31 protein-coding genes and 2 tRNA genes are annotated in these 25535 nt (G+C 63.8%); 18 read left to right on the top strand and 15 right to left on the bottom strand.

The genetic code is table 11. From position 1 onward, the window contains the following. Nucleotides 1-331: 331 nt before the first annotated feature. The 6 genes from ACT4OC_RS30710 to ACT4OC_RS30685 all read right to left on the bottom strand — a co-directional run bounded on the left by ACT4OC_RS30710 (nt 332) and on the right by ACT4OC_RS30685 (nt 4030). Complete coding sequence (locus ACT4OC_RS30710; protein WP_444842820.1) at nt 332-862, bottom strand: hypothetical protein; 531 nt, start codon at nt 860-862, stop codon at nt 332-334. Between the two features lie 161 nt (nt 863-1023). Continuing rightward, entirely contained in the window at nt 1024-1425 is a 402-nt protein-coding gene (locus ACT4OC_RS30705; RefSeq protein ID WP_444842819.1) for an SRPBCC family protein, read from the bottom strand. A gap of 150 nt (nt 1426-1575) precedes the next feature. Next, complete coding sequence (locus ACT4OC_RS30700) at nt 1576-1935, bottom strand: VOC family protein (RefSeq protein ID WP_444842818.1); 360 nt, start codon at nt 1933-1935, stop codon at nt 1576-1578. 51 nt (nt 1936-1986) lie between these two features. Next, nucleotides 1987-2835, bottom strand: coding sequence for an AraC family transcriptional regulator (locus ACT4OC_RS30695; protein ID WP_444842817.1), 849 nt, complete (start codon nt 2833-2835; stop codon nt 1987-1989). Nucleotides 2836-2844: 9 nt separating this feature from the next. Then, on the bottom strand, nt 2845-3426 hold the full coding sequence (locus ACT4OC_RS30690) for a methylated-DNA--[protein]-cysteine S-methyltransferase (RefSeq protein ID WP_444842816.1): 582 nt from the start codon (nt 3424-3426) through the stop codon (nt 2845-2847). Nucleotides 3427-3697: 271 nt separating this feature from the next. Next, on the bottom strand, nt 3698-4030 hold the full coding sequence (locus ACT4OC_RS30685; RefSeq protein ID WP_444842815.1) for a hypothetical protein: 333 nt from the start codon (nt 4028-4030) through the stop codon (nt 3698-3700). 430 nt (nt 4031-4460) lie between these two features. On the opposite strand from ACT4OC_RS30685, the gene ACT4OC_RS30680 reads away from it, so the two are divergent. From ACT4OC_RS30680 to ACT4OC_RS30650, 7 genes are all read left to right on the top strand, one after another. Then, a tRNA-Gly gene (locus tag ACT4OC_RS30680) sits at nt 4461-4534 on the top strand. A gap of 76 nt (nt 4535-4610) precedes the next feature. After that, nucleotides 4611-4847 (top strand): hypothetical protein, encoded by a 237-nt coding sequence (locus tag ACT4OC_RS30675; RefSeq protein ID WP_444842814.1) that lies wholly within the window; start codon nt 4611-4613, stop codon nt 4845-4847. A gap of 39 nt (nt 4848-4886) precedes the next feature. Then, complete coding sequence (locus ACT4OC_RS30670; protein ID WP_444842813.1) at nt 4887-5135, top strand: type II toxin-antitoxin system RelE/ParE family toxin; 249 nt, start codon at nt 4887-4889, stop codon at nt 5133-5135. 60 nt (nt 5136-5195) lie between these two features. Continuing rightward, nucleotides 5196-5269, top strand: a tRNA-Ala gene (locus ACT4OC_RS30665). 95 nt (nt 5270-5364) lie between these two features. Further along, nucleotides 5365-5595, top strand: a complete 231-nt coding sequence (locus ACT4OC_RS30660; protein ID WP_444842812.1) for a type II toxin-antitoxin system HicB family antitoxin — start codon at nt 5365-5367, stop codon at nt 5593-5595. A gap of 1 nt (nt 5596) precedes the next feature. Next, nucleotides 5597-5794, top strand: a complete 198-nt coding sequence (locus tag ACT4OC_RS30655) for a type II toxin-antitoxin system HicA family toxin (RefSeq protein ID WP_444842811.1) — start codon at nt 5597-5599, stop codon at nt 5792-5794. Nucleotides 5795-5873: 79 nt separating this feature from the next. After that, nucleotides 5874-6431: a hypothetical protein gene (locus ACT4OC_RS30650; protein ID WP_444842810.1), complete on the top strand. Its 558-nt coding sequence runs from the start codon at nt 5874-5876 to the stop codon at nt 6429-6431. A 97-nt stretch (nt 6432-6528) separates the two neighbouring features. Here the strand turns inward: ACT4OC_RS30650 and ACT4OC_RS30645 are convergent, their stop codons facing one another. Continuing rightward, a complete protein-coding gene (locus ACT4OC_RS30645) occupies nt 6529-7692 on the bottom strand; it encodes a cytochrome P450 (protein WP_444842809.1) in 1164 nt (387 codons plus the stop codon). A 79-nt stretch (nt 7693-7771) separates the two neighbouring features. Further along, nucleotides 7772-8563 carry a helix-turn-helix transcriptional regulator gene (locus ACT4OC_RS30640; protein ID WP_444842808.1) on the bottom strand — a complete coding sequence of 264 codons (792 nt, stop codon included), beginning with the start codon at nt 8561-8563 and terminating at the stop codon, nt 7772-7774. On the opposite strand from ACT4OC_RS30640, the gene ACT4OC_RS30635 reads away from it, so the two are divergent. The 4 genes from ACT4OC_RS30635 (at nt 8562) to ACT4OC_RS30620 (ending at nt 12813) form a co-directional block, all read left to right on the top strand. Further along, complete coding sequence (locus ACT4OC_RS30635; protein WP_444842807.1) at nt 8562-8810, top strand: hypothetical protein; 249 nt, start codon at nt 8562-8564, stop codon at nt 8808-8810. The two genes, ACT4OC_RS30640 and ACT4OC_RS30635, sit on opposite strands and share 2 nt — an antisense overlap. Nucleotides 8811-8867: 57 nt before the next feature. Then, nucleotides 8868-9881 carry a PAS domain-containing protein gene (locus ACT4OC_RS30630; RefSeq protein ID WP_444842806.1) on the top strand — a complete coding sequence of 338 codons (1014 nt, stop codon included), beginning with the start codon at nt 8868-8870 and terminating at the stop codon, nt 9879-9881. A 442-nt stretch (nt 9882-10323) separates the two neighbouring features. Beyond that, on the top strand, nt 10324-12432 hold the full coding sequence (locus tag ACT4OC_RS30625; RefSeq protein ID WP_444842805.1) for a HAMP domain-containing methyl-accepting chemotaxis protein: 2109 nt from the start codon (nt 10324-10326) through the stop codon (nt 12430-12432). A gap of 12 nt (nt 12433-12444) precedes the next feature. Next, entirely contained in the window at nt 12445-12813 is a 369-nt protein-coding gene (locus ACT4OC_RS30620) for a hypothetical protein (RefSeq protein ID WP_444842804.1), read from the top strand. Between the two features lie 107 nt (nt 12814-12920). Here the strand turns inward: ACT4OC_RS30620 and ACT4OC_RS30615 are convergent, their stop codons facing one another. The 7 genes from ACT4OC_RS30615 to ACT4OC_RS30585 form a co-directional block, all read right to left on the bottom strand. After that, the gene (locus tag ACT4OC_RS30615; protein WP_444842803.1) at nt 12921-13289 is read right to left on the bottom strand and encodes a nuclear transport factor 2 family protein; all 369 of its coding nucleotides are present in this window, start codon (nt 13287-13289) and stop codon (nt 12921-12923) included. Nucleotides 13290-13385: 96 nt separating this feature from the next. Further along, a complete protein-coding gene (locus tag ACT4OC_RS30610) occupies nt 13386-13700 on the bottom strand; it encodes a cupredoxin domain-containing protein (protein ID WP_444842802.1) in 315 nt (104 codons plus the stop codon). Between the two features lie 12 nt (nt 13701-13712). Then, nucleotides 13713-14234 (bottom strand): DUF4142 domain-containing protein, encoded by a 522-nt coding sequence (locus ACT4OC_RS30605; RefSeq protein WP_444842801.1) that lies wholly within the window; start codon nt 14232-14234, stop codon nt 13713-13715. Between the two features lie 91 nt (nt 14235-14325). Then, nucleotides 14326-15015 (bottom strand): RNA polymerase sigma factor, encoded by a 690-nt coding sequence (locus tag ACT4OC_RS30600; protein WP_444842800.1) that lies wholly within the window; start codon nt 15013-15015, stop codon nt 14326-14328. 184 nt (nt 15016-15199) lie between these two features. After that, nucleotides 15200-15550, bottom strand: a complete 351-nt coding sequence (locus tag ACT4OC_RS30595; protein ID WP_444842799.1) for a RidA family protein — start codon at nt 15548-15550, stop codon at nt 15200-15202. An 83-nt stretch (nt 15551-15633) separates the two neighbouring features. Continuing rightward, nucleotides 15634-16539: an alpha/beta hydrolase family esterase gene (locus tag ACT4OC_RS30590; RefSeq protein ID WP_444842798.1), complete on the bottom strand. Its 906-nt coding sequence runs from the start codon at nt 16537-16539 to the stop codon at nt 15634-15636. A 74-nt stretch (nt 16540-16613) separates the two neighbouring features. Continuing rightward, entirely contained in the window at nt 16614-18272 is a 1659-nt protein-coding gene (locus tag ACT4OC_RS30585) for an FAD-binding dehydrogenase (RefSeq protein ID WP_444842797.1), read from the bottom strand. Between the two features lie 290 nt (nt 18273-18562). Between ACT4OC_RS30585 and ACT4OC_RS30580 the strand changes: the two genes are divergently transcribed. The 7 genes from ACT4OC_RS30580 to ACT4OC_RS30550 all read left to right on the top strand — a co-directional run. Then, the gene (locus ACT4OC_RS30580; RefSeq protein WP_444842796.1) at nt 18563-19042 is read left to right on the top strand and encodes a hypothetical protein; all 480 of its coding nucleotides are present in this window, start codon (nt 18563-18565) and stop codon (nt 19040-19042) included. 115 nt (nt 19043-19157) lie between these two features. Then, nucleotides 19158-19313, top strand: coding sequence for a hypothetical protein (locus ACT4OC_RS30575; protein WP_444842795.1), 156 nt, complete (start codon nt 19158-19160; stop codon nt 19311-19313). 15 nt (nt 19314-19328) lie between these two features. Next, entirely contained in the window at nt 19329-19919 is a 591-nt protein-coding gene (locus ACT4OC_RS30570; protein WP_444842794.1) for an SCO family protein, read from the top strand. An 82-nt stretch (nt 19920-20001) separates the two neighbouring features. Beyond that, nucleotides 20002-20910 (top strand): transporter substrate-binding domain-containing protein, encoded by a 909-nt coding sequence (locus tag ACT4OC_RS30565; RefSeq protein ID WP_444842793.1) that lies wholly within the window; start codon nt 20002-20004, stop codon nt 20908-20910. Between the two features lie 210 nt (nt 20911-21120). Beyond that, nucleotides 21121-22812, top strand: a complete 1692-nt coding sequence (locus ACT4OC_RS30560) for a lysine--tRNA ligase (protein WP_444842792.1) — start codon at nt 21121-21123, stop codon at nt 22810-22812. A 182-nt stretch (nt 22813-22994) separates the two neighbouring features. Next, the gene (locus tag ACT4OC_RS30555) at nt 22995-23780 is read left to right on the top strand and encodes a class II aldolase/adducin family protein (protein ID WP_444842791.1); all 786 of its coding nucleotides are present in this window, start codon (nt 22995-22997) and stop codon (nt 23778-23780) included. Nucleotides 23781-23923: 143 nt separating this feature from the next. Next, the coding region (locus tag ACT4OC_RS30550; protein WP_444842790.1) for an IS1182 family transposase at nt 23924-25535 on the top strand (1612 nt) is incomplete at its 3' end.

Raw genomic sequence — 25535 nt, 5'->3', positions numbered from 1 at the left:
CGGCAACTTCTTCGTGCTGGCGGCAAGCTCGATGGTGATGCTCGGCGTGCTCTCCAGCTTGAGCGTCGTGTTCACGCGCTGGGGACCGAAGCCCGCGCCGATGAAGGTGCAGGCGGCGGTGTCTTAGTCTCCGTCATTGCGAGCCACCCGGTCGGCGCGAAGCGCCGCCGGATGACAGGCTCCGCGAAGCAATCCATCTATCCCCGCGAGGAGAGATGGATTGCTTCCGCCTTCGCTCTCCGAGCTTCGGCGGACTCCCAGCCCGGCGTAGCTTGCGCAGCAAGCGTAGACGGGTCGTCGCTGTCGCTCCTCGCAATGACGGGAGAGAGTCTTATCTCCGCTTCACCCGCCTTATGCCGCGGCCGCCGCCGACATTCACCATGCGCATCAGTTGCGGGATCATGCTCATCATCTCGCCGCCGCCCATGCCGCCCATGCCGCCCATCATGCCCATGATGTCGCCGCCGCCGTAACCGCCGATGCCGCCATAACCGCCGATGCCGCCCGGGATCATGCCGCCGTAGCCGCCCGGGTTCGTGACATAGCCTTCGCCGTAGCCGCCGCCATAGCCCCCGCCCGTCATGCCGCCGAAGCCGCCAAAGCCTCCCATCATGCCGCCCATGCCGCCGCCTTCCATCATGCGGCTCATCATCGGGCCCATGGTCTGCATCATCATGGCGAAGCGGCGCTTGCCCATCTTCGCCTTCATCATCTCCAGCATCGGCGCCATCGTCGTCATCATGTCCTCGCCGCCGCCCCCGCCGCCGAAGCCGGCGAACTGGGCCTTCGCCGGCATCGTCGTCAGCGTGAACAGCAGCAAGAGCGCGGCCGCCTGGCACACCACCTTGTCAGCTCCGGTCATGGCAAAACTCCTCATGCGCCGTGCCGCCAGTGGAGGCGGCGCAGTAGCGGACGCACGGGGGCGAGGCTAGGGGCGGGCAGTCGGTCGATCTGTGAGAAAGATCACACAGCGATGTGGACAACCGGCGCGGGCAGAGGGGCCGCCCGCGCCGACGCGAGCGCTCAGGCCACCTTGCGCCCGAGCGCCTTCTGCATCGCGGCAAGCCCGAGCTCCATCTGCCCTTCCATGTAGGAGGCGAACTCGTGCGGCAGCACGTCGGCGATCCAGACGAACCTGGTGCGTCCGTCGCCTTCGGCAAACACCTGGGCGGAGGCCGAGTGCTGTATCAGCCGCTCGCTCTTGATGGCATAGACCAGCCGCCGGCGCGCGTCGTCGCACGCGACCAGCACCTCGCGCGCCACCGTGCCGTTGGCGAAGGTGACGATGCGCGCATCGCCGTCGAGTTTGGTGTCGGTGACGAAGCCCGGCACCAGCCGCGTATGCAGCGCGCCGAAATCGCGCAGCGCGTCCCAGACGTAAGCAGGGTCCGCGTCGATGACGATCTCTTTGTGGATGGAAGCCATGGGGATTCTCCTGAGAATTTGCAGGGTGGGCAAAGCCAACGGGTCGCGCGAATGCGCGCCCGATGACAGGCTCCGCGTGCCCACCGACACGACTGAGATGATGAAGGTGGGCACGGCGCGAAGACGCGCCTTTGCCCACCCTACGATCCGCTACGCGCACACCGCCTCGACATTGTTGCCGTCGGGATCGATCAGGAACGCGGCGTAGTAGGTCGGGCTGTAATCCTTGCGCGGGCCCGCGTCGCCATTGTCGCGGCCGCCGGCCTTCAGGCCCTCGGCGTGGAATTTCTTCACCGCGTCGTGGTCCTTCGCGCTGAACGCGACATGCGCGCCGGTGGCCTTCCCGCCCTTGTGCAGGTGCAGCCACAGCGCCGGCGCGTCCTTCGGGCCGAAGCCGGCATAGCCGTCGCCTTGCGAGCACAGCACGAAGCCGAGCGGGGCGAGGGCTGCGGTGTAGAAGCGAACGGCGGAATCGAGGTCGCCGACGCGCAGGCCGATATGGTCGTACATGGGGTTCTCCAGTCGATGGCGCGCAAAGCCGCGCGCCGTGGAGCCACCCTCTCAGTTCAGCGCAAGGCGATCTTGGAAAATCTTGCGGTCGCCCAGAGAACCTTGTCTTGAGGCCTGGCGGAACCGCATCGGCGAGGCGCCGGCCGCGCGATGGAACGTGCGCACGAAGTTGGAGAGATCGCCGAAGCCGACGTCATAGGCGATGTCGGTGATCGGGCTGTCGTCGTCGGCCAAGCGGCGCGCGGCATGACGCAGCCGCGAGCGCAGCAGATACTGGTGCGGCGTGACGCCCAGCACTTGCGAGAACAGCCGCAGGAAATGGAACGGGCTGATGCCGGCCTGGTCGGCGACGTCGTCGAGCGCGATTGGCTTGTGCGAGTTGGCGTCGATCCACAGCGCGCTTTCCACCGCGCGGCGGCGGTCGCGCAGGTTCGAGGTCGGCTTCCTCGCCTTGCGCCCGGACACCGCTTCGACAAACCGCGCGGCCAGCAGGTGGCCGACCTCGTCGAGCCCGACATCGCTGCTGCCATCTGCTGCCGTTTGCGCCAGCTCCGCCAGCACCATCAGTTCGGGCAGCGGCGGCACCGAGCCGACCTGCCATGTCGCGGCGTCGCCGATCGCGTCGACGAGGTCAGGCGCCAGGAAAAACGACAGGCATTCGTCGCCGACGACGTGGTCGTGAGTGCAGACATATTCGTCGCCGGGGAAGCCGACCAGAATCGAGCCGGCAACCAGTTCGTGGAAGCGGCCGCGGCAATGGCAGCCGAAACTGCCCTTGCGCACATAGGAGATCGAATGGGTAGGAAATTCTTCCGGATACGGCTTGTCGCCCGGTCCCGCGGTGCAGCGGAATTCGGCCACCGAAATGCGGTTGCCCTGAAACAGCGTCCTGCGGTTCATCTACTAGATTTAGTTATGCGGGCGCGGCGGGGCAACGGGCGGCAGCAGCACCTCGAACAGCGTCTTGCTCACGGTCGGGTGAGCGCCCTCGATGGTCAGCAGCCGGCGCTTGGAAATCACGCCGGCATTGGGCGCCATCTTGTCGGCATAGTTGCCGGCCTCCAGCACGCGATGGCAGGGCACGACGATCAGGAAGGGGTTGCGGCCGAGCGCCTGCGCCACCGAATGGACCGCGCCAGGCACGCGCAAGGCTCCGGCGATCTCGTCATAGGTGCGGGTCTCGCCGCGCGGGATGCCGCGGACCAGCTGGTAGACGCGCTGGTTGAAGTGCGGCATGCCGGAAAAATCCAGCGCGATGTCGGACAAGTCGGCATTTCCGCCGCGCAGCAGCGTTGCGATGCCTTCGATGGCGATTTCGGTGTTGGGCGGCGGGCGCTGCTCGCGCGCCTCGGGATAGACCCGATACATCCGGCGGCGGGTTTCCAGCTCGCGGGCCTCCGGCAACTGCACGCCGAGAATGCCGAGATGGCCCCATGCGATGCCGCACCGGCCGACCGCACTGTCGAAGATTGTGAACCCGTGCCCCGACATGATTACGCTACCCAACCCGGCGAGGATCATAACACTGTCATAAAGACGCGCATCCGGAATCTTAAGGTTCGGTTAAGGATAGCGTAGGCCGTGGCGGAAGTGTCTGTGGGCAGGGCGGAACGGGATAGATGGCCGCTCCTGCGATTCTCAAAGCTTGGCCGGAAATGCAGCCAACGAAACGAGACTCCCGGCGGAGTTGGTCATGGTCGGCCACAAGCCCGGCCAGTACGAGGAAGCGAAGAAGCCCGCATCGCTGCGGGCTTCTTGCTGTTCAATACCAGCCGCGGTAGCCGCCGCTGCCGAAGCTGAAGCTGATGCCGGGGCCGCCGCCGTAATAGCCATGCGGCCGCCCGTAATAGCCGTAGCTATTGTAGTAGTGCGGGCGATAGTGCCGGTAGTAGCCGTGGCGGTGGAAGTGATGGCGGCGCAGGCCGTGATGGTAACGCCAGTGCCGATGCCGGGAACTGATATCGGTCGACTGGCTCACATCGGTTGCCGATTTTGCGGTGGTCGATTTGGCCGCATCGGCGCTTCCGGCATTCGCAGCCGAGCCGCCCATCAAGGCCGCGGCACCGATAGCGATTGCGATCATCGTCTTCTTCATCGTGCACTCCAATCCAGGTTCATCGTGCACTCCAATCCAGGTGTGCAGCGACAACGGGACTGGCCAACGCACGTTCCGGCATCGAACATTAAATGGAGGATAAGTGCTTGAACGTACGTTCAGATTCGAACCCGTCGTGCGACGATCTGCCGCCCGACGTTTCGTCGCATGTTTTGAAACGATTTGCTCGAGAGCGGACTCGTCCGCCATCGTCACCTCGACCATGCAACCGAGCTACCGGATCGAGCGTTCCGCGCTGAGCATTTGGGAGACGAGGTCCAGGTTCTCGATGTGACTGCATCGTACGCTCAAAGGAGCGACAACCAGCCGGCCGTGCCAACCGTGCCGCAATGTTGGCCGGCCGGGATGTCTCTCAATCGCGAAGCCGCTTGGCGGATCGCGCGGTCTCGGCTAATCAAGGGAGGCGAACGCGGGCGTAGTTCAATGGTAGAACGGCAGCTTCCCAAGCTGCATACGAGGGTTCGATTCCCTTCGCCCGCTCCAATATTTTGAGGCATACGCGAGGTGGGCGGAGGCAACGCGACATGGCAAAAATGCCGCGCTGTGCTATATACGAGCCATGAGTCCTGACACCAAGAAACTGTTGGAGCGAGTAGCCGCTTGGCCCGAAGAGGATCAGGAGGAGCTTGCCGAGGTGGCCGCGGAGATTGAGGCGCGGCGGAGCGGTGTCTATCGTCTCTCCGAAGACGAACGGAAGGCGGTCGAGCAAGGGATGGCCGATGCCCGCGCGGGACGCTTTGCCCGCGACAAAGACATTAAAGCAATTTTCGACAAGGCTCGTTCGCGGCGCCAATGAAGGTTCGCTATACGGCGACGGCCGGTCGCGAGCCAAGCCGTGGACTATTTGTTGGAACACGCGCCTCACCTTGCGCCGGCCTTTGCCGACATCATTGATGACGCGATCGCCGAGCTTGTCGAGCACCCGCTGTCGGCGCAAGAGACCGAGTACCCCGGCGTTCGTCGAACGTACATCCGCAGATTCCATTACGGGCTGTTTTACTCGGTCAACCGGAGCGCCGAGGAGCTTTTGATCGTGAGCATCCGACACGCTGCTCGACTGTGGCCGTGGGAGGCGTCGCATTAGAAAGGAGCTACGGCCGATGCTGGTCGTGGTCCCCGTTCGCGGTGCTGGTGGCCCGCTGCTGCAGCGCCGATCCGGGTGTGGGGCGGCGTTGGCTCGCCACGATCGCGAGGGTTCGATTCCCTTCGTCTGCTCCAGTCCATTGCAGAATAATCAGGGCCTGTCCAAGTCGCTCACTCATTTGACCGGCTTGGTAGATTTGATACGATTACGGGCGCACAGGAGCCAGATCATGGCGGCAAGTTACAGCTATTCCGTCATTCTCGAGCCTCAGGAAGACGGTGGATTTACCGTGCTCGTTCCGGCGCTGCCCGAGGTCGTGACAGAAGGCGACACCGAACAGGAAGCGCTTGCCAATGCTGAGGAGGCCATCCGTGCAATCCTCGAATATCGGCGGGAACAAGGAATGGCGCCCCCGTCCGATGCCCGACCCGAAATTCGTCATGTGACGGTGGCCGCCTGAAATGGGCGGTGGACGGCTGCCGGTAGTCAACGGCAAGCGTGTCATCCAGGCGCTCATGAGCACGGGTTTCGTCGTCAATCGGATTGTCGGTAGTCATCACGTACTCGTTTATCCCGGGGACCCGGCGAGAACGGTAACTGTCCCGGTTCATGGCGGGCGAGACTTGAAACCCGGAACGCTGCGCTCGATCATTCGATAGACCGGCCTGACCGTCGAAGAATTCGCCGAACTTCTGTAGCGCCGCAAGGAAAGAAGAGAGGCCATCGACCGAGGCGACCTTGACCCACGCAATCACCTCCGGCACTTCCCGCAACGACCTCCTGAAGATCGCCGTCGGCGGTCTCGTCAGCGGCCTGCTGACGCCGCTGCTGCCGGACGCGATCGACTTGCTCACCGGCGCGCCGCGCATGCTGCGGCTGGCGTTGCTGGCGCTGCCGTTCGCGGTGGTGGTGTTCTTCGTGGTGCGATGGCGCAGCGCCAATCCGCCATGGGCGGCGCTGGTGGCGGCGATCGTCACGATGGTCGCCTTCGTCGGCGCGGTGAATGCCGCGATCTTCATCGACGGCCAGATGGCGGGCGCCGCCAAAGTAATGCGCAGCCTGTTCGCCGGCCTCACCGGCGGGCTGGTCGGCGCCGGCCTGATGGCGCTGGGGATCGCGCGGCTGCCGGCAAGCCCGCGACAAGCCGCGGCATGGATGCCGATGCTGGTCACCGGAGCGGTCGCCGGCAGCCTGCTCGCGCTCGACACCTCGCTCGGGCTCGACCGGACATCCTTCCTTTATCCGGTGTGGCAGGCCGCCGTCGCGGTGCGGCTGGCGACGGCGCTGCGGCGCTAATGGTCGGACCAGCCAACTCTCCGCCTTAAAGGGGCGATTCCTACTTTGCATGGGGTTGTTTTCGCGATCTTGTGTCCAGCCCCCGCAGCGCCCCGCACTAGCCGTCCCACGTCACCGACAGATCGAGCAGTCCCCTGAAGGCCCAGCCGCCGATCCGCGGCGGGTCGACCAGGCGCAGGTTGTTCAGCCGGGCGAAGATCGCGGGCAGCGCGACGTCGGCGACCATGGCGCGGGAGGCCCAGGCGCCGGCGCAGAAGTGCGGACCGGCGCCGAAGGCGATGCTCTTGGAGGCATCGCGGCTGATGTCGAAGATTTCCGCGTTGGCAAAATGCTTCTCGTCGCGGTTGGCGGAGCCGAACATCAGGAACACGCGCTCCTCCGGCTCGAACGCGACCTCGCGGATGCGCCATGGCTTTGCGATGCGCCGCGGCGACATTCCGATCGGCGAGATCCAGCGCGCATATTCCTCGAAGGCCTGCAGCCACGGGACCGCGCCGCCCTGCACGAGCGCGAGCTGCTCGGGATGCGTCAGCAGCGCCCACACCGTGCCGGCAATGGCGTCGCGCGGCTCGTTCTGGCCGCCGGAGATCGCGAGCTTGATGTTGGCGCGCACGCTCTCCATCGGCATGTCGGATTGCAGCATCACGCCGAGCAGGCTCAGGTCCGGCTTCTTCGCGAGCACCGGCGCCATGTCGTCGATCGTGGCATCGATGCCCGATGTCGCGGCGTGGCAGCGCGCTTCCACCGCGGGATCGCCGGCGTAATTGGCAATTCCGTCGATCATGCCCTGCGACCATGCGTTCATGTCCTCGAAGCGCATGTTGGTGAGGCCGGTGATGGTCTTCAGGCATTCTGCGGAAAACGGCAGCGCGAAGGCCTGCACGAAATCGACCGAGGGCTTTGCTTCGAGCGCCTCGATGATACGGTCGGCATGGGCCTTGAACTGCGCGGTCCAGTGCGACTTCACGGTCTTGGGCGAGATCGCCGGGAAGATCGCCTTGCGCTCGTTCATGTGCGCATCGCCGTCCTTGCGCATCATGTTGTGGCCCATCAGCCTGTTCATCAGCCCCTGGGGCTGGTGCGAGGAGAACACGTCGATCTGCTTCTCCGAGACGAAGATGTCGTCGCGGCTGCACAAGAGCGTGCTGCCGAGCTGCGGAACGGCGACGATCGGCGCTTCCTTGCGGAAGCGCGCCAGCGTGGGATAGGGGTCCTGCCAGAATGCGGCGGGATCGATGTCGATGCGGGGAGCGGTGCTCAAGAGGTGTCCTCGGGTATTTTGCCCGCAGGCATAGCCCGGCGCGGCCGGCCTCGTCTGTCCCCATGGATGGGGACGGTGCTCAGTTCAGGCTGCGCGTGGCCATCAGGCGCAGCACGATCGCAAACAACTCGTTCTGCGAGGAGATGGCGAGCTTCTCGTAGGCCCGCTTGCGATAGGTCAGCGCCGAATGCAGGCTGATGCCGAGCTCGGATGCGATCGCCTCGGAGCTGAAGCCGGAGAGGATGCGCAGGCACACTTCCTTCTCGCGCCCGGTCAGCGCGGCGAATGGCGCGGCGTTTGCGAACAACAGCTTCAGGCGCTGTGCCGGATCGCCGTCAGCCGCTTCCGCATGCTGGAAGTGCCGCGCCACCGCGGCGCTCACCGCGGGCGCCACCGCCATCAGCCGTTGCACCTCCTCGCGCCTGAACCCGCCTTGCGAGGTGATGCGGTAGAAATTGACGTAGAAGCAGGTGTCCTCGACCCAGATCGCGGTCGCGCATTTGTCGACGATGTCGGAGTCCTCGAAGAACATCTTGCGGTAGCTGTCGCTGTACATCCGCCGCGCAAAGGTCGGCAGCAGCACCGGCGCGGGGGCGGCCTGTCCTTCGAAGATCGCATCGCGGTTGGGGTCGGACAGGAAGAAATGCCCGGAATAGGCCACGCCGAGGTCGCCCCCGATCGGGATATTGCCGGCATCGAGCAGGCAGCGCGACGAGCGTTCGCCTCTGAACGAGAACACCATGCAATGACCGACATCGGCAATGCGCCGCAGCGCGCCGATCAGCGTCTGCGGAAACGAAGCCCGCCCGATCGCCAGCACCGCCGGCATGATGTCGCGAATGGCCTGCTCCCTGAAGGCGTCGGCCTTCATGGTTTTCCTCCCCGTGATGTTTCGGGAAGACTACCATCACACCTTCGGCTGCGGAAGCACCGGCGACGGCGGGCACGGCTGCCGCGGAACGGTATCTCTCGATCAGAAATTCGACCGGCAAGCTTCGCTCTCTCTCGAAGATCAAAGCGCAGGCATGGCAGACCTGCCAACCTGCCGGCAACTTTTGCGCGAATTGATTTGCAGCAAACAAGTATCAGGTCGCATATGCAATCTGGAGTTTATCTGATTTGCGAGAACTTCGTTCTTGATTGGCCATTAGGCAGCAGATATTTGCAATTGGGGTATGATGTTGCTTCAGCTCGAGGGGCTTCTTGGCCCATCGGAAGTATTTCGTTTCGTTGAAGAAAAGCTTGGGACCGGCGTTTGGCTCTGCGATGCAGCCGGCCAGATGCAGTGGTCGCGAGGGCTTTACGCGTTGCTGGGGTTGGAGCGGCATGATGTTACTCCCTCATACGCCGCTGTGATTCGGAGAATTCACCCCGACGATCGCCGTCACACACGCATTCCGGGCGAACCGAAGCTCGATCGCTCGCTGCTCGAAGGTGAATTTCGCATTATCAGGCCAAATGGCGTGTTGCGCTGGGTGCATAACCAGACGGAGGTATTACTGGACGCAGCCGGCCAGCCCGCCTGTGCGCTTGGCGTGATGGTCGACATCACCGAACGGCGCAAGTCGCTGCAGTCGTTCAAGCTTGATGCCGAACGCTACGGTGCGCTGATCCGCGTCACGGGCGGGTTGCTGTGGATCGCCAGCTCGGAGGGGAGGATCACGGCGCTACCGAATGCAGAGCAGGCGCAGGAAGCTCATCCGTTCTTTGGAAGGGGCTGGGTGGATCTGCTCCCGGAAGAGGACCGCGACACGGCTGTCAGAAAATGGGTGGCGTCAGCCGAGACTGGGCGGCCCTACAATGTCGAACATCGGCTGCGGCAACCTGATGGCACCTATCGATGGTTCAGGTGCATGGCGGTGCCCGTGACGGATCCCGACAATGGAATTCGGGAGTGGATGGGCATTTCCATCGACGTGCACCACGAGAAACTCTTGAGCAACAACGCGGCGGCATCCAGGCTTACCGGTGCGCAACTACGCGCGGCCCGCGGCATGTTGAATTGGTCGGTGAAAGATCTGGCCGGGCGAAGCGGGATTTCTGCCGCCGTCATTCGCCGGCTCGAGGAGTATGATGGCGCTCCACCGATGGCCGACGAGGCGATGAGCCTGCTGCGCAAGACACTTTCGGAGGCGGGAATCGAGTTCTTATTTTCGCCGGTCGGCAAACCAGGTGTCCGTCCGCGATAGGCGCTCTCATTTTTCTTTATCATCAGCCGTTCCCAGCGGCTCATGTCTTGAGAAGATTTTTCGATCGATGAGACGATGTGCGCAAAATTTGTGGACCCGTCGCAATCCCTGATCTTCTTTTGTGCAGGAACGCAACTTTTTACGCGTGGGCGGGACAACTTGGATAATTTTTCCTTAACGCCATCATAAATGTTTTCGCTCACGTTGTTCCCACACATAGACGCACGGGAGCAGGACATGCGGAGCGCAACAATTGCCGCGCGCGGGCGAAGCATTCTCGTAACGCACACCATCGACCACGCAGTGGCGGAATCCCGCCACCTTTCTCGATCGAGGCTCTAGTCGGTGGGCCGTATCGCCAGTTGCCGTGTCAAAGCGGCGTCATATCCAAGTGCAATCTGCAAAACGTTTCTCGCAATGAATCGCCAGGAGGGGCCCTGATATGTCTTTCAAATTGAATCTTCGATTCCGTGGCCGGCTGATTGCCGGCTTTGCGGCCGTCTGTGCCGTCTTCGCGATATCGGTCGGATACACTGTATTCTCCGTTGGAGAGGTTTCCGCGATCATCAATCGCATGGGCAATCTGCGCACGCCGGTTGCGCTCGCGAGTACGGAACTGGTCGGCAACGTCTATTCCACGCTGGCGACGTTGCGCGGGTATCTGCTGACGGGAAATCCGCAGATGAAGGCCGATCGCACGGCGATGTGGAAGGAAGCCGAGGCGACGATTGCCGCCTTCGACGAAAAATCGGCGCACTTTTCCAACCCCGAGAACAAGCGGAAATGGACTGAGGCCAAGACGCTGCTCACGGAATTCCGCGCCGCGCAGGACAAAGCCGAAGCGGTCGCCTTCACCCCTGATGCCTATCCCGCGACGAAGCTCCTGGTCACTGAAGCGGCGCCGCGCGCCGAAGCGATCTTTGCCGAGATCACCCGGATGATCAACGAGGAGGAAGGCCTCGAGGCAACGCCTGAACGGAAGCGATTGCTCAAGGCGATGGCCGATACGCGGGGCAATTTTTCCGCCGCGACGGCTTACCTCCGCATGTATCTCCTGTCCGGCGACAAGGCGGACAAAGAGAAATTCGACAAGCCGTTTGAGCTGTTCGAAAAAGGCCTCGCTGCCGTGAACGCGCACAAGGCGCTCCTCACCGGCTCGCAGCTGGCTTCGTTCGACAAGACGGCGCGGGCACGGGACGAATTTGCGGGCCTGTCTCGGAAGATATTCTCCTTGCGGGAGTCCCCGGGATGGAACGCTCCGGTCGATGTCCTGGTCACTGAGGCTGCACCTCGCGCGCTGAAGATTCTGGACTTGCTTGATGGACCAAAGGGCGCGGACGGCACGCGCTCCGGCGGCATCAAGACGAATCAGAAGAAAATGCTGGCCCAAGGGCAGCACGAGGTGGAGGCCGACATCTCGCTGCTCACGAAGGTGCTTTGGGGACTGCTTGCGGCCGGCCTAGCCCTCAGCGCAACGATCGCCCTGCTCACGGCGCGCGCCATCGCAACGCCGGTCCAGGGAATGACCGTCGCCATGGGCAAGCTCGCCGCCGGCGACACATCCGTCACGGTGCCCGGGGTCGGGCGGAGCGACGAGGTCGGTGACATGGCCGGTGCCGTCCAGGTGTTCAAGGACAACATGATCGAAGCGGACCGCCTGCGCGCCGAGCAGGCGCAGTCGGAAGCGCGCGCCGCTGCGCAACGCAAGGCGGACATGCACGAGCTGGCCGGCAGGTTCGAAGGCGCGGTCGGAGAGATCATCGAGACGCTGTCATCGTCATCGACCGAACTGGAGGCCGCGGCCAATACGCTGACCAAGACCGCCGAGAGCACCCAGGAGCTATCCATCATGGTCGTTGCCGCTTCCGAGGAGGCATCGACCAACGTTCAGTCAGTGGCCTCTGCCAGCGAAGAGATGAGCGCCTCCGTCACCGAGATCAGCCGTCAGGTGCAGGAAGCCGCCGGAATTGCCGGTTCGGCGGTCGAACAAGCGCAGAGGACCAATGACCGCGTCAACGCACTGTCGCAGGCGGCAACGCGCATCGGCGATGTCGTGGAACTGATCAACAGCATCGCAGGTCAGACCAATCTCCTGGCCCTCAATGCCACTATCGAGGCGGCCCGGGCGGGAGAAGCAGGGCGCGGCTTTGCGGTGGTAGCCTCAGAGGTCAAGGCGCTTGCGGAGCAAACCGCCAAGGCAACCGGCGAGATCAGCCACCAGATTGCGGCTATGCAGACGGCGACCCAGGACTCCGTGATCGCAATCAAGGAGATTAGCGGAACCATCGGCCGGATTTCCGAGATATCGTCGACGATTGCATCCGCGGTCGAGGAGCAGGGTGCGGCGACCCAGGAGATTTCGCGCAACGTCACGCAGGCGGCACAAGGCACCCAGCAAGTGGCTTCGAGTATCACCGACGTGCAGCGTGGCGCGACCGAAACGGGCTCGGCATCAAGTCAGGTGCTTACATCGGCGCAAACACTGTCGAACGACAGCGCTAAACTCAAGCTCGAGGTCGAGAAGTTCCTGGCAACGGTCCGCGCCGCGTGACGGGGGATGGACATGTTTGCCGCCTGGGAAAGAAAGGGAAGGCCGATGAGCCCGGATTTTCGAGTGCTTGAGGTTTCGGGCGAGACGACCGGCTTAACTGCCGATATCGTCGAGTTTCCGTTCAGCGAGGTCAGGCGGCAAATAGCCCAGACGAAGCGCGCATGCGTGACGTTGCGCCAAAACATCGGTGCGATACGGCAACGTCTCGAGGCAATCAAGGACGAAATTGGAAAAGTCAGTGATCGAGAGGCGCGTGAGGCGCTTGGGTATGTACTGGAATCCATGACAGAGGCGCTGCAACTGCGGTCGGAACAATTGTCCGACACAGAGAAATCATTGGACGACACGCTTCGCCGCACCCACCGCGCCAGAGGCGGATGAATTGATTCGCAGGACGGGCCACTAGCAAAGCTTGCCCGCCGCGATTGGCAGAGAGAGAGGGCGGATGGCGCTTGCGCTGATCCGCCCTCGGCCATTCGCCTATCGCATCACGCGCCCTGCGGCACCTGGTCGAGGAAGCCGGTGATGCTCTTGATGCGTCCGTCCTGGCTCAGCACGGCGAAATCCGTGCCCTTGATCGGGCTGTCGGCGCCCTCGGGGCCGAGGCCCCAGGAGAAGCGGATATGCTGGCCGAAGCCGTTGGGCTCGCCGATCAGGGTGAATTTGAAGTCCGGAAACTTCTGCTGCACGCCCGAGATCAGCGCCTCGACACCGTCATGGCCGTCGCCGGACATCAGCGGATCGACGTACCTCGCATCATTGGTCCAGTTTGCGGCCAGCATCTCGCGGCGGCGGTTCGGCGCGCGCTCGTTCCAGAGCTCGATATAACGGTGGGCAACCTGTTTGACGTCGGTCATTTGCTCATCTCCCTTCGAAAGCCGGATCGTTCGGCTGATCCGGACTATCCGACGGGAGCGGCGGCCAATCGATTACCTCGGACGTCATGCCATCGGTTACGGTGAAATCTTCAGCACCGCCTTCATGTTGGGATGATAGCGGCAATAATACTCCACCGTGCCGGCCTTGCTCAGCACCGAAGTGACTGTCTTCTTCGGCGGCTGATTGACGTCGAAGTCGCCGTTGCCCGCGGTTGCGCTGTGGGCGAACACGTCCTTGTTCACCCATTCGATGGTGTCGCCGACTTTCGCCGAGACCTCCGACGGCGCAAACACCAGGTCCTGAATCACGATCCGGATGGTTTCCGCATGCGCCGGGACGGCCACTACGCCGAGCGCGAAAGCAAGTACGACATGCCGCCACGACAACATGGGATTCCTCCTTTACTTCAGGCTGGCTGCCACGTGCTCGGCGTGCTGCTGATGGCCCTGGAAGATTTTCAGGCCGGTCTGCAGCAGGCTCTTCAGCTCGGGATTGGTTGCCGATGGGATCAGCTGCGTCTCCAGCGCGCTGTTGACGGCCTTGTGATAGGCAACCTCGTTGGCGACATAGGCCTTGTCGTACTCGGTGCCTTTCAGCCTGTTGAGCTCGGCGAGCTTGTCGGCGGCCTGCTTCGACAGCGTCTTGCTGGTGTCGTTGTCCTCGGGCGTGACCTTCAGCTTCTTGACGAGGTCGAGCGCCTGCTTGTTGACGGCCTCATGGTCGCGCACCATGTCCTGCGCGAACGCCTTCACCTCCTTGTTGCTCGCTCTGCTCAGCGCCTGCCTGGCGGCGTTGATGTCGATCACCCCTGCGGTGTAGGCGATATGGGCGATCTGCGGATCGGTCGGCTTTGCCGCTTGCGCCAAGGCGGCGCCGCTCAAGAAGCTCAACGCGGCAATTGCCGCGCTCAATCGAATGAACATGCTGGACACTCCTGTGACGCCGGGCGCGAAGCGCGGGCGGTTGTTGTTTACAGGCGTTGGATGGAGTAGCGGCGCAGAGGTTCCGGAGTTTTTACGCGCGATAGCCGAGCCGCGTCAGCACGGCTTCCGTCAGCCGCTCGCAGCGTTTGCCGGCGAACGGAAACGCCTCCATCACCACCGGGCCGATCTTCCGTTCCACGTTGTCGCGCAGCAGGTTGCGGGCGCGGTGCAGGCGGGTTTTCACCGTCTCCGGCCTTAGTCCGAGGATCTCGGCGGTTTCCTCGACATTCATGCCCTCGATCACCCGGGTGATGAAGACCAGCCGGAACGGCTCGGGCAGTTCATCGATCGCGTGCTCGACGACTTGCTGAATTTCGCGCTGGGCCATGGATTTTTCCGGATCGTCCGACGAGGCGAGGGGGAAGGGAATGACCTGCGCCTGCGGCGCGCTCTGTTCCAGCGTGGACCATTCGACCCCGGGTCGCTGGCGACGAAGCCGCCCCAGCGCCTCGTTCATCGCGATCCGCGACAGCCAGGTGGAAAGGCTGGAATCGCCCCGAAACTGCTCGAGATGGGTGAAGGCGCGCACATAGGTGTCCTGCACCACGTCTTCGGCCTCGGCATCGTTGCGCAGGATGCCGCGCGCAAGGCGATAGAGCCTGCGGTTGTTCGCCTGCATGATCGCGCGCACCGCCGCCTCGTCGCGGGCGAGCGCGCGGCGGACCAGCCCGGCGTCATCCGGGCCGGTGGAGACGATTTGGGGAATGGGGACCTGGCGCATGATGGCTTCGCTGTCACATGGGTTGGCTGACCATTGGATGCGAAGGGAGGATGAAGGTTCCCGAGCTATCGCAGAAAAATTCAGAGGTCCTCCAGCGCGGGCGACCGCGCAGGCGGCCTTGGCGTAGGTCGCGGTCACCCGGACCGCGCCATGTCCCGCCAGCGCGGCCCTCTTGCCGCGATCGTTACTTCGCCGCGACCACCATGATCTCGACCTTGTATTGCGGCGCGGCGAGCTGCGCTTCCACCGTGGCGCGGGCCGGCGTGTTGCCCTGCGATACCCAGGCGTCCCACACCGCGTTCATCTCGGCAAAGTTCTTCATGTCCGTGATGTAGATGTTGGCCGAGAGCAGCTTGGTCTTGTCGCTGCCGGCCTTGGCCAGATGGCCGTCGATGATGGAAAGGATCTCCTTGGTCTGGTCGGCGACGCTGCCGCCGGCGGTTTTGTTGGCGACGACACCGGCGAGATAAACGGTATTGCCGTGCACCACGACCTGGCTCATGCGAGGGCCGGTCTCGAAACGCTGAATGCTCATATTTTCTTTAACTCCTTGGGAAAGGCGGCCCCTGTTAGCGCAGCGCGCCTCGCGGCGCCACTGCGCAAATCGCAGCCGTGGTCTTACGGAGACTTCTTGAAGAACGCCCAGATCGCCTCGGCGCCGTCGATGTCGCGGTTCTGCGGACCGAGGAAGGTGTTGGCAAGCCGCGGGAAGCGGGCGTCGGGGCTGCCGGGCATGCGATGGCCGCCGTCATTGACGCGGTAGAGCACGACGTCGCGGCCGGGCGGACATTTCGACTCGATCCGCGTCACGGTCGAGCGATCGCCATGATCGGCGTCGTCGAGCTCGACGATCGCGGCGTCCTTGGCCTCGCAGCCGTTGTTCCTGCGCCAGAAGCTGAGCGTCTTCTCTGCGGGCCAGAAGCGGTCCACCGCAAAGCGGCTGGTGCCGCGACCGCCCTTGAACGGCACCAGTGGATCGGCAGTGCCGTTCATCATCAGCATCGGCACGGGCCGCGCGGGACGGCAGGGATTGGCGGACTGGTCGGTGAGGCTCATGGCGACGCTGGCGGCACCCGCAAACAGATCGGCGCGCTTGCAAACGAGCGTCATGGTCATGGCGCCGCCGTTGGAAATGCCGGTGACATAGATCCGCTTGGGATCGGCGCTGCCGTCGGCGACCAGCCTCTCGATCAGCTTGGCGATGAAGGCGACGTCGTCGGTGCCGTGGGGCGGCACGCGGCCGGCGCGCAGGTTGACGGGGCGCAGATCGGCCCAGGAATGGTTGAGCCCGTCCGGAAACACCACGGCAAAGCCTTCGCGCTTGGCCACCGCCGGCCACGCCGTGCGCGTGATCATGTCGGCGCCGGACTGGGTGTTGCCGTGGAGCACGATGACCAGCGGTGCCGGCTTGGTATCGGGCAGCCGGAGGGCGTATTTGCGCGTCGTGCCGCCGATCGCGATCGTCTCCGCCGCCGCGGCGTTGGCGCAGGTCAGGACAAGCAGCAGGGCGAGGAAGCGGATCATCCACGGCTCGCAGGCCAAAGGCACGTTGCCATTGCAGCACGGAGAGACCGGCGGATCAACCGATCCGCCGCGGCTCAACCCACCGCCTTCGCCGCCGCCCGCCCGGCATTGCGGCCGGAGAACAGGCAGCCGCCGAGGAAGGTGCCTTCCAGCGAGCGATAGCCGTGCATGCCGCCGCCGCCGAAGCCGGCGGCTTCGCCGGCCGCATAGAGGCCCGCAACGATCCTGCCGTCCTGGCCGAACACGCGCGAATCCAGATCGGTCTCGAAGCCGCCCAGCGTCTTGCGGGTGAGGATGTTGAGCTTCACGGCGATCAGCGGCCCGTGCTCGGGATCGAGGATGCGGTGGGGCTTTGCAGTGCGGATCAGTTTGTCGCCGATATAGCGGCGCGCATTGTGCAGGTTCATCACCTGCGCATCCTTGACATAGGGATTGTCGATCTCGCGGTCGCGCGCCTCGATCTGCGCCTTGATGTGGTCGAGCTTGAGGAGGTCGCTGCCGGCGAGCTTGTTCATGGCGGCGACGAGACCTTCGAGCTTGTCGCGCACGATGAAATCGACGCCCTTCTGCTTGAAGGCCTCCACCGGCGCCGGCGCGCCCTTGTTGGTGGCGCGCCTGAGCGTCATGCGCCAGCTCTTTCCGGTGAGGTCCGGGTTCTGCTCGGAGCCGGACAGCGCGAATTCCTTCTTGATGATGCTTTGCGTGAGGATGAACCAGGAATAATCGTAGCCGGTGCCCATGATGTATTGCAGCTGCCCGAGCGTGTCGGAGCCGGGGAACAACGGCGCGGGCAGGCGCTTGCCGGTGGCGTCGAACCACATCGAGGACGGGCCGGGCAGGATGCGGATGCCGTGCCTGGGCCAGATCGGCGACCAGTTCTGGATGCCCTCGACATAGTGCCACATGCGGTCGCGGTTGATCAGCCGCGCGCCGGCGGCTTCCGTGATGCCGATCATGCGGCCGTCGACATGTTCGGGTACGCCCGAGATCATGAATTTCGGCGGTTCGCCGAGGCGCTTCGGCCAGTTCTGCCGCACCAGATCGTGATTGCCGCCGATGCCGCCGGAGGCGACGACGACGGCCTGCGCGCGCAATGCGAACTCGCCGATCACGTTGCGCGACGAGCTCTTGCCGCGCTCGACGTTATCGGGCTCCAGGATCACGCCGCTGACGCCGTCGACCGCGCCGTTGGTGAGGCTGAGCGCGTCGACGCGATGGCGGAACTTGAAGATCAGCTTGCCGCTCCTGGCCGCCTCGCGTGCGCGGCGCTCGAACGGCTCGACGATGCCCGGCCCGGTGCCCCAGGTGACGTGAAAGCGCGGCACCGAATTGCCGTGGCCCATCGCGTCATAGCCGCCGCGCTCGGCCCAGCCGACCACCGGGAAGATGCGATGGCCCATCGCGCGCAACCAGCCGCGCTTCTCGCCGGCGGCGAAGCCGACATAGGCCTCCGCCCATTTCTTCGGCCACAGGTCCTCCTCGCGATCGAAGCCCGCGGCGCCCATCCAATCCTGCAAGGCGAGGTCGTACGAATCCTTGATGCCGAGCCGGCGCTGTTCCGGCGAATCGACCAGGAAGAGCCCGCCGAACGACCAGAAGGCCTGGCCGCCGAGGCTCTGCTCGCCTTCCTGGTCCAGCAGAATCACCCGCTTTCCCGCATCGGCGATCTCGGTGGCCGCCACCAGCCCCGCCAGGCCACCGCCGACCACGATTACGTCAGCATCAGCAGCCATCGTTTCCTCCCCCGCATCTCCCGGGCATGAAGCCCGCCACTTTCGCCGCGGTCAACGGCAAAAGCCACTTGCCTGTGGCGGCCACGCCACGAAACGATTTGTTAACTGTTCCAGTTTGGGACCTTTTGCCGCCTCCGGTGCAGCGCCGTTGCAACACTGTATTTGAATTTGTTTCGACAGAGGCTGCCGCGCTGGACAAAAATGCCGTTCGGCAACACGCTGTGACGGTCGGCATCACAAGAACATTCAGATTCGGTTTCGACGGTTTCGACTGGGGCTGGGGGCTTCGCATGAAGTTCGTGACTGGTTTGCTTGCGGCGGTTCTCCTTCTGGCAGGGATGGGCGCCAGTCACGCAGTGGTGCGAATTGCCGACGACCGCGGCGGCCGTATCGGCACCTATGTCGACAAGTATCAGGGGCTGCGCTCCTCCGGCGAGACCGTCATCATCGACGGGCTGTGCGCTTCGGCCTGCACCATCGTGCTGGGCGCGGTTCCCCATGACCGCATCTGCGTCACCTCGGCCGCCAATCTCGGCTTCCATGCCGCCTGGGATTTCGGCGCCAATGGCCGCGCCGTGACCAATGCCGAAGCCACGCAAATGCTCTATTCGATGTATCCCGCGCCGATCAAGCGCTGGATCGCTGCGCGCGGCGGGCTGACCCCGAAGATGATCTTCCTCCGGGGCAAGGCGCTGCAGGCGATGTACAAGCCCTGCTATCTCGACGCCCAGGCCTCCGCCAACAAGCCGGCCGCGGCTTCCCAGCGCTAAATCGCTTCAGGACGACGTGATCGGCGGCGCCTTCTCGCCGCTTGCCCGTGCGTGGAACTCGGCCTATCTGAAGGCCATGGCCCGTCCAGTTTCAGCCCCAAATGGCGTCTTGAGCGTGCCCCCGTTGAAGGCGCGGGCAGCGTCGGCGATCGTCTGGGGCGCGGCGGTGCTCGGCGCGATGGCGGTCGCGGCTGCGGCCGTGCTCTGGATGTATTACGGCACGACGGTGTTTTTCGAGATGATCACCGCCGGCATCGCGGCCTGCTTCTGAAAGGGTGAGTTTCCGATGGAACAGCTCCGGCGCCCCGTCGTCATCATCGCGGCCTTTGCGGCGAGCCTCGCCGTCGGGCTGTTGCTGATGACCTGGCTGATGGGCGATTTGCGGAAGGTCGCCGCGCCCGCCGCGATCGGCGGTCCGTTCCAGCTCACCGACCAGTCCGGCAAGATCGTCACCGAAAAGGACATGAAGGGCCGTCCGACCCTGATCTTCTTCGGTTTCACCCATTGCCCCGACGTCTGCCCGACGTCGCTGTTCGATATCTCGGAAGTGCTGCGCGCGATGGGCAAGGACGCCGACAAGGTCAACGCCTTCTTCGTCTCCGTCGATCCCGAGCGCGACACGCAAGGAGCGATGAAGGACTATCTGTCGAGCTTCGACCCGCATCTGAAGGGGCTGACCGGCAACTCGGAGCAGGTGGCAAACATGCTGACCGCCTATCGCGTCTACGCCAAGAAGGTGCCGCTGAAGGACGGCGACTACACCATGGATCACACCGCGCTGGTCTATCTGATGGATCGCGACGGGAATTTCGTGGCGCCCTTCAACATGAAGCGGACGCCGCAAGAGGCCGCGGCGGACCTCAAACGCTATCTGTAAGGCCGGATTTTTATCGATGCGGCCCTCGCTTCGCCCCCGGGATGGTCTATAAGGCCCCGAATTCCGGACAGCTCGCCTTGTAATGCCCGTTTTGACTGCCTCGCCGTTTCGCCTGCGCCCGACTTCGGCCATTCTCGCCGGAGCGTTCGCGGCTGCGCTGGCGGCAGGACCGAGTGACGGGGCGAGGGCGCAGCAGCCGCCGGCCACGCCCAAGACCGAGGCCGCGCCGCAGGCGGTGCCCGGCTTCTGGGATCCGCGGCGGCGGCCGGACAGGCCGGACCTGTCGCGCATCACCGTGATCCGCTTCCTCACCGAGACCGACTATCCGCCATTCAATTTCACCGGGCCCGACGGCAACCCGGCCGGCTTCAACGTCGACCTGGCGCGCGCATTGTGCGACGAGATCAAGATCACTTGCACCATCCAGATGCGCCGCTTCGAGACGCTGGTCGATGCCATTTCCTCCAACCGGGGCGATGCCATCATCGCTTCGCTGGCGGTGACGCCGCAGCTGCGCACGCGCCTGGATTTCACCGATCCCTACTACCGCGCGCCGGCACGCTTCGTGTCGCGGCGCGAGGACGTGATGAGGGAAGTGCGTCCGGAATATCTGGAAGGCAAGAGGATCGGCGCCATAGCCGGCACCTCGCATGAGGCGTATCTGAAGGCCATGTTCACGGACGCGGAAATAAAGCCCTTCACCGGCGACGACGCGCTACGCATCGCGCTTCGCCGCGGCGAGGTCGACATGATCTTCGGTGATGCCATCTCGCTTGCCTTCTGGATCAACGGCACGGATTCGGCCGAGTGCTGCGCCTTCTCCGGCGGGCCGTTCGTCGAGAGCCGCTATTTCGGCGAGGGCGTCGGCATTGCCGTGCGCAAGGGCAACGACCTGCTGCGCCAGGCGTTGAACTGGGCGCTGTTCCGGGTCTGGGAAAAAGGCCGCTACACCGACCTGTGGCTGCGCTATTTCTCGATCAGCCCGTTTTGACGGATGTTTCCCGTCATTGCGAGGAGCGCAGCGACGACCCGTCTACGCTTGCTGCGCAAGCTACGCCGGGCTGGGAGTCCGCCGAAGCTCGGAGAGCGAAGGCGGAAGCAATCCATTTCACCGCGGAAAGAAAGCTGGATTGCTTCGCTTCGCTCGCAATGACGATTGTGTTAACAAGACGGCCTGTTTTGCCGGAGAAAGCCTGACTAGATGTCCACCACCGAACTCGCCACCCCCAACGATCTTCGTTCGCTCGCCGAACAATCCAATGCCTGGCCGTTCGAGCAGGCCAAGGCGATTGTCGCGCGGCTGAAGAAGAAACCGAAGGACGAGGTGCTGTTCGAGACCGGCTACGGCCCGTCCGGCCTGCCGCATATCGGCACGTTCGGCGAGGTCGCGCGCACCACGATGGTGCGTCATGCCTTCCGCGTGCTGACCGACGACAAGATCAAGACGCGCCTGCTCGCCTTCTCCGACGACATGGACGGCTTGCGCAAGGTGCCGGACAACGTGCCGAACAAGGAGCTGCTCGAGCAGAACATCGGCAAGCCGCTGACCAGGGTGCCCGATCCCTTCGGCACGCATGAAAGCTTCGGCGCGCACAACAACGCGCGGCTGCGCGCCTTCCTCGACGCCTTCGGCTTCGACTACGAGTTCGCCAGCTCCACCGAATACTACACGTCGGGCAGGTTCGACGCCGCGCTGCTGCGCATGCTGGAGCGGCTCGACGCCGTTATGAAGATCATGCTGCCGTCGCTGCGCGAGGAGCGCGCGGCGAGCTATTCGCCGTTCCTCCCGATTTGCCCGCGCACCGGCCAGGTGCTTTACGTGCCGATCGTCGATCACGACGCGAAGGCCGGCACCGTCTCCTACGACGATCCCGAGACGAAGCAGCGCGTCACGCTTCCCGTCACCGGCGGGCATTGCAAGCTGCAATGGAAGCCGGACTGGGCGATGCGCTGGTATGCGCTCGGCGTCGACTATGAAATGGCCGGCAAGGACCTGATCGATTCGGTGAAGCTGTCGGGCAAGATCTGCTCCGCGCTCGGCGGCACGCCGCCGGAAGGCTTCAACTACGAGCTCTTCCTCGACGAGCACGGCCAGAAGATTTCCAAGTCCAAGGGCAACGGCCTGACCATCGACGAATGGCTGCGCTACGCCTCGCCGGAATCGCTGTCGCTGTTCATGTATCGCGAGCCGAAGGCGGCAAAGCGCCTCTACTTCGATGTGATTCCGCGCAACGTCGACGACTATCAGCAGTTCATCGAGGGATACCCGAAGCAGGAGACCAAGCAGCGTCTGGCCAATCCGGTGTGGCACATCCACTCGGGCAATCCGCCGATGGTGGATATGCCGGTGACGTTCCAGATGCTGCTGACGCTGGTGTCGTCGTCGAATGCGGAGAACGCCGAGACGCTGTGGGGCTTCATCGGCCGCTATCGCCCCGGCGTCACGCCGCAGACGCATCCGAAGCTGGACGCGATGGTGAACTACGCCATCAACTACTACCGCGACTTCGTCGCGCCGACCAAGAAGTTCCGCGAGCCGACCGAAGGCGAGCGCGTGGCGCTGCAGGATCTGCGCGATGCGCTTGCCAACTTGCAGCCGGGCGCCTCGGCCGAGGACATCCAGAACGTCGTCTATGAGATCGGCCGCCGCGAGCCGTTCCTCGATCCCGTCAAGAAGGGCAAGGACGGCCGCCCCGGCGTCTCGCTCGACTGGTTCAACATGCTCTACCAGGTGCTGCTCGGCCAGGAGAAGGGCCCGCGCTTCGGCTCCTTCGTTGCGGTGTATGCCGCCGCGACTGCTGTCGCCATGATCGCCGGCGCGGTGGCGCGGTCGGCGGCGCTGGTGGCGCCCCGGCGAACGCCGGGGCCCGAAACCACAGGCGTTTGTTGTTGAAACAAGCTGGAGCTCCAGCTTGCTCCATTCACGGGGTTCGGTGGCTATGGATCCCGGCTTTCGCCGGGACGAGTGCGGTCGTGCCGCGCTTTCCGGATACCTCACCCGCTTCGAATTCAGCCACGAGGCGCGCCAATTGCGCTATACTCTCCTCATAACAACAAGCCTACGGGAGCACGCGCATGCAGTTCAGGGTTTCGCCGAAATCGCTTCGCGACAACGTGTCGGACGAGCAGTGGCAGGCGCGGGTCGATCTCGCGGCCGCGCATCGCCTCGCCTACATGCACGGTTTCTCGGAAGGAATCTTCAATCACCTCACCCTCGTGGTTCCCGGGCAGGGCGACCGCTACTACCAGATACCCTTCGGCACCCACTGGTCGGAGGTGACCGCCTCGACCTTTATGGAGGTAGGCATCGACGATGCCGAGGTGAAGAGCGGCGAGGGCGACGTCGAGCGCTCCTGCTATTGCATCCACGCTCCGATCCACAAGGCGCTGCCGCAGGCCAAGGCCGTGTTCCACACCCACATGCCCTATGCCAGCGCGCTGACGCGGCTCGAAGATCCGCGAATCAAGGAGATCGGCCAGACCGAGGTCGGCCTCTCCGAGGCCATCGCCTATGACGACGAATATGCCGGCCCGGCGATGGACCCGGCCGAAGGCGCGCGGCTCGCCCGCGTGATCGGCAACAAGAGCGTGTTGTTCATGGCCAATCACGGCATCACCACGACAGGTTCCACCGTCGCCGAAGCCTATGACAAGCTCTATTACGTCGAGCGCGCGGCGCAGGTGCAGATCTACGCGATGTGGACCGGGCAACGGCTGAAGCAGCTGCCGACGCCGGTGGTCGAGAAGACCAAGCGCGATTACATGGACGATCACCTCTACCAGGGCCCGACGCCGGCGCAGCGGCACTTCGCAGCGCTGAAGCGCATCCTCGACCGCAAGGAGCCGGATTACGCGACGTAGTCCGAGGTAGCAACTGCGTAGGGTGGGCAAAGGCGCTCTTGCGCCGTGCCCACCTTCGCGAGCACGTCGAGCAAGGTGGGCACGCTCCGAGACTGGGCAAGAATTCTGTTCGCTAGATTCTGGATCGATGTACGATTCTTCTCATGACGAATCGCACCTATAAGACCGGACGAGACCGGGGACAGCTGAGCCTTTTGCCAGCTCGTGTTGAGGATTATGTCGGGCCGGACAATCCGGTCCGAGCGATCGAGGCCTATGTCTGTGCGCTCGATTTTGAGAAGCTCGGGTTCCGGCATGCCGGTGGTGGTATCGGGGCCGGACAGCCCAGCTACCATCCAGCGGACCTGCTGAAGGCCTATCTTTACGGCTACACCCACAGGGTTCGCTCCTCACGTCGGCTCGAGCAGGAGGCGCAGCGCAATCTGGAGCTGATGTGGCTGCTGAAGGGGCTGACGCCCGGCTATCGGACGATTGCCAAATTCCGCCAGGACAATTGGTCGGCGCTCAAGGCGGCGAACCGGGAATTTGTGCTTCTGCTGCGCGAGCTCAACCTTTTTGGCGGCGAGCTGGTGGCGATCGACGGCGCCTTCTTCCATGGCGACGCCAGCAAGGCGAGCATCAAGACGCGCAAGCGGCTGGCGGAGCAACTTGCGAGTATCGAGCGCGACATCGAGGAATATGGCAGCGCGCTGGAGTCGAATGATGCCGCCGAAGAGTCGCATTCGCCTGGGGACCAGGATGGCGGCAGTCGGAATGGCGGTTCGGTTGCGGACAAGCTCGCAGCGTTGATGGCCCGACGTGTGAAAGTCCAGGCCGATCTTGATCAACTAAAGGACAGCGGTGAGACCCAGCTGTCGACGACGGATGCCGACGCCCGGATTCTATCGAAAAGAGGCCATGCCGTCGCAGGTTACAATGTACAGATCGCCGTTGACGACAAGCACAAGCTGATCGTTGCGAGCGAAGTCGTCAACGACGGCAACGATACGGGCCAGCTTTACGAGATGGCCAAAGCCGCAAGAGAGGTGCTGGGAGCCAAGACGCTGCAGGCGGTCGCCGACACCGGCTATTACAATGGCGCTGCACTCAAGGAATGCGAGGAAGGCAGCATTGTCCCCTACGTCCCGCCACCCAAGCGAACAGGGGGCCTGGAGGCGCAAGGCCGCTTCACCCATGAAGCGTTCAGCTACGATGCCGAGGCCAACGTTTATCGCTGTCCGGCGGGCGCGCAGCTGAGGCCGATGAACGGCATCAAGACCAGCCCCGGTGGCCGGCAAGAGATCCGCTATGTCAGCCTGAAATCCGTCTGCAAGGTTTGTCCCTTGCGCGAGCAGTGCTTGAGTCAAAAGTCGAACATTCGCACCATCTATCGCTGGCAGCACGAAGATGTCATCGACCGTCACCGGGCGCGGATGGAAGGGACCGGCGGATTGATGCGCCAACGCGCCTGCCTCGTCGAACATCCCTTCGGCACGCTGAAATGCCGTGCCGGCTATCGCCACTTCCTGGTCCGTGGCTTCGCAAAAGTCCGCGGCGAGTGGAGCCTGATGGCGCTCTGCTACAACCTCACCCGAGTGCTGAACATCCTCGGCTTCAACGACTTTGTCGCATTTTTTGCCAAGCGGGCGGACGGGAGTGCGATTTTGCGCGTTCTGCGCGTTGTCACGCCCGCTCTGGGCCGCATTACCGCCTTCATGGGGCGCTTCTCAGCCAAATCAGGGCAAAACTCAGCGATCAACCGCGTCCGATTCAGTA

The organism is Bradyrhizobium sp., assembly GCF_052389815.1.
In the GTDB taxonomy this organism is placed as follows: Bacteria; Pseudomonadota; Alphaproteobacteria; order Rhizobiales; family Xanthobacteraceae; genus Bradyrhizobium.
Note: the sequence above shows the minus strand (reverse complement) of the source record. Positions and strands in the feature narration are given on the sequence as shown.

What these genes read in the sequence shown, in the direction of transcription:
- ACT4OC_RS30570 (WP_444842794.1), top strand. Translation starts at nt 19,329, where the DNA reads ATGGAACAGCTCCGGCGCCCCGTCGTCATCATCGCGGCCTTTGCGGCG.
- ACT4OC_RS30590 (WP_444842798.1), bottom strand. Translation starts at nt 16,539, where the DNA reads ATGATCCGCTTCCTCGCCCTGCTGCTTGTCCTGACCTGCGCCAACGCC.
- ACT4OC_RS30710 (WP_444842820.1), bottom strand. Translation starts at nt 862, where the DNA reads ATGACCGGAGCTGACAAGGTGGTGTGCCAGGCGGCCGCGCTCTTGCTG.
- ACT4OC_RS30565 (WP_444842793.1), top strand. Translation starts at nt 20,002, where the DNA reads ATGCCCGTTTTGACTGCCTCGCCGTTTCGCCTGCGCCCGACTTCGGCC.
- ACT4OC_RS30690 (WP_444842816.1), bottom strand. Translation starts at nt 3,426, where the DNA reads ATGTCGGGGCACGGGTTCACAATCTTCGACAGTGCGGTCGGCCGGTGC.
- ACT4OC_RS30625 (WP_444842805.1), top strand. Translation starts at nt 10,324, where the DNA reads ATGTCTTTCAAATTGAATCTTCGATTCCGTGGCCGGCTGATTGCCGGC.
- ACT4OC_RS30705 (WP_444842819.1), bottom strand. Translation starts at nt 1,425, where the DNA reads ATGGCTTCCATCCACAAAGAGATCGTCATCGACGCGGACCCTGCTTAC.
- ACT4OC_RS30635 (WP_444842807.1), top strand. Translation starts at nt 8,562, where the DNA reads ATGGTTTTCCTCCCCGTGATGTTTCGGGAAGACTACCATCACACCTTC.
- ACT4OC_RS30555 (WP_444842791.1), top strand. Translation starts at nt 22,995, where the DNA reads ATGCAGTTCAGGGTTTCGCCGAAATCGCTTCGCGACAACGTGTCGGAC.
- ACT4OC_RS30660 (WP_444842812.1), top strand. Translation starts at nt 5,365, where the DNA reads ATGGCGGCAAGTTACAGCTATTCCGTCATTCTCGAGCCTCAGGAAGAC.
- ACT4OC_RS30580 (WP_444842796.1), top strand. Translation starts at nt 18,563, where the DNA reads ATGAAGTTCGTGACTGGTTTGCTTGCGGCGGTTCTCCTTCTGGCAGGG.
- ACT4OC_RS30640 (WP_444842808.1), bottom strand. Translation starts at nt 8,563, where the DNA reads ATGAAGGCCGACGCCTTCAGGGAGCAGGCCATTCGCGACATCATGCCG.
- ACT4OC_RS30630 (WP_444842806.1), top strand. Translation starts at nt 8,868, where the DNA reads ATGATGTTGCTTCAGCTCGAGGGGCTTCTTGGCCCATCGGAAGTATTT.
- ACT4OC_RS30610 (WP_444842802.1), bottom strand. Translation starts at nt 13,700, where the DNA reads ATGTTGTCGTGGCGGCATGTCGTACTTGCTTTCGCGCTCGGCGTAGTG.
- ACT4OC_RS30695 (WP_444842817.1), bottom strand. Translation starts at nt 2,835, where the DNA reads ATGAACCGCAGGACGCTGTTTCAGGGCAACCGCATTTCGGTGGCCGAA.
- ACT4OC_RS30600 (WP_444842800.1), bottom strand. Translation starts at nt 15,015, where the DNA reads ATGCGCCAGGTCCCCATTCCCCAAATCGTCTCCACCGGCCCGGATGAC.
- ACT4OC_RS30700 (WP_444842818.1), bottom strand. Translation starts at nt 1,935, where the DNA reads ATGTACGACCATATCGGCCTGCGCGTCGGCGACCTCGATTCCGCCGTT.
- ACT4OC_RS30685 (WP_444842815.1), bottom strand. Translation starts at nt 4,030, where the DNA reads ATGAAGAAGACGATGATCGCAATCGCTATCGGTGCCGCGGCCTTGATG.
- ACT4OC_RS30560 (WP_444842792.1), top strand. Translation starts at nt 21,121, where the DNA reads ATGTCCACCACCGAACTCGCCACCCCCAACGATCTTCGTTCGCTCGCC.
- ACT4OC_RS30675 (WP_444842814.1), top strand. Translation starts at nt 4,611, where the DNA reads ATGAGTCCTGACACCAAGAAACTGTTGGAGCGAGTAGCCGCTTGGCCC.
- ACT4OC_RS30595 (WP_444842799.1), bottom strand. Translation starts at nt 15,550, where the DNA reads ATGAGCATTCAGCGTTTCGAGACCGGCCCTCGCATGAGCCAGGTCGTG.
- ACT4OC_RS30615 (WP_444842803.1), bottom strand. Translation starts at nt 13,289, where the DNA reads ATGACCGACGTCAAACAGGTTGCCCACCGTTATATCGAGCTCTGGAAC.
- ACT4OC_RS30655 (WP_444842811.1), top strand. Translation starts at nt 5,597, where the DNA reads ATGGGCGGTGGACGGCTGCCGGTAGTCAACGGCAAGCGTGTCATCCAG.
- ACT4OC_RS30585 (WP_444842797.1), bottom strand. Translation starts at nt 18,272, where the DNA reads ATGGCTGCTGATGCTGACGTAATCGTGGTCGGCGGTGGCCTGGCGGGG.
- ACT4OC_RS30620 (WP_444842804.1), top strand. Translation starts at nt 12,445, where the DNA reads ATGTTTGCCGCCTGGGAAAGAAAGGGAAGGCCGATGAGCCCGGATTTT.
- ACT4OC_RS30605 (WP_444842801.1), bottom strand. Translation starts at nt 14,234, where the DNA reads ATGTTCATTCGATTGAGCGCGGCAATTGCCGCGTTGAGCTTCTTGAGC.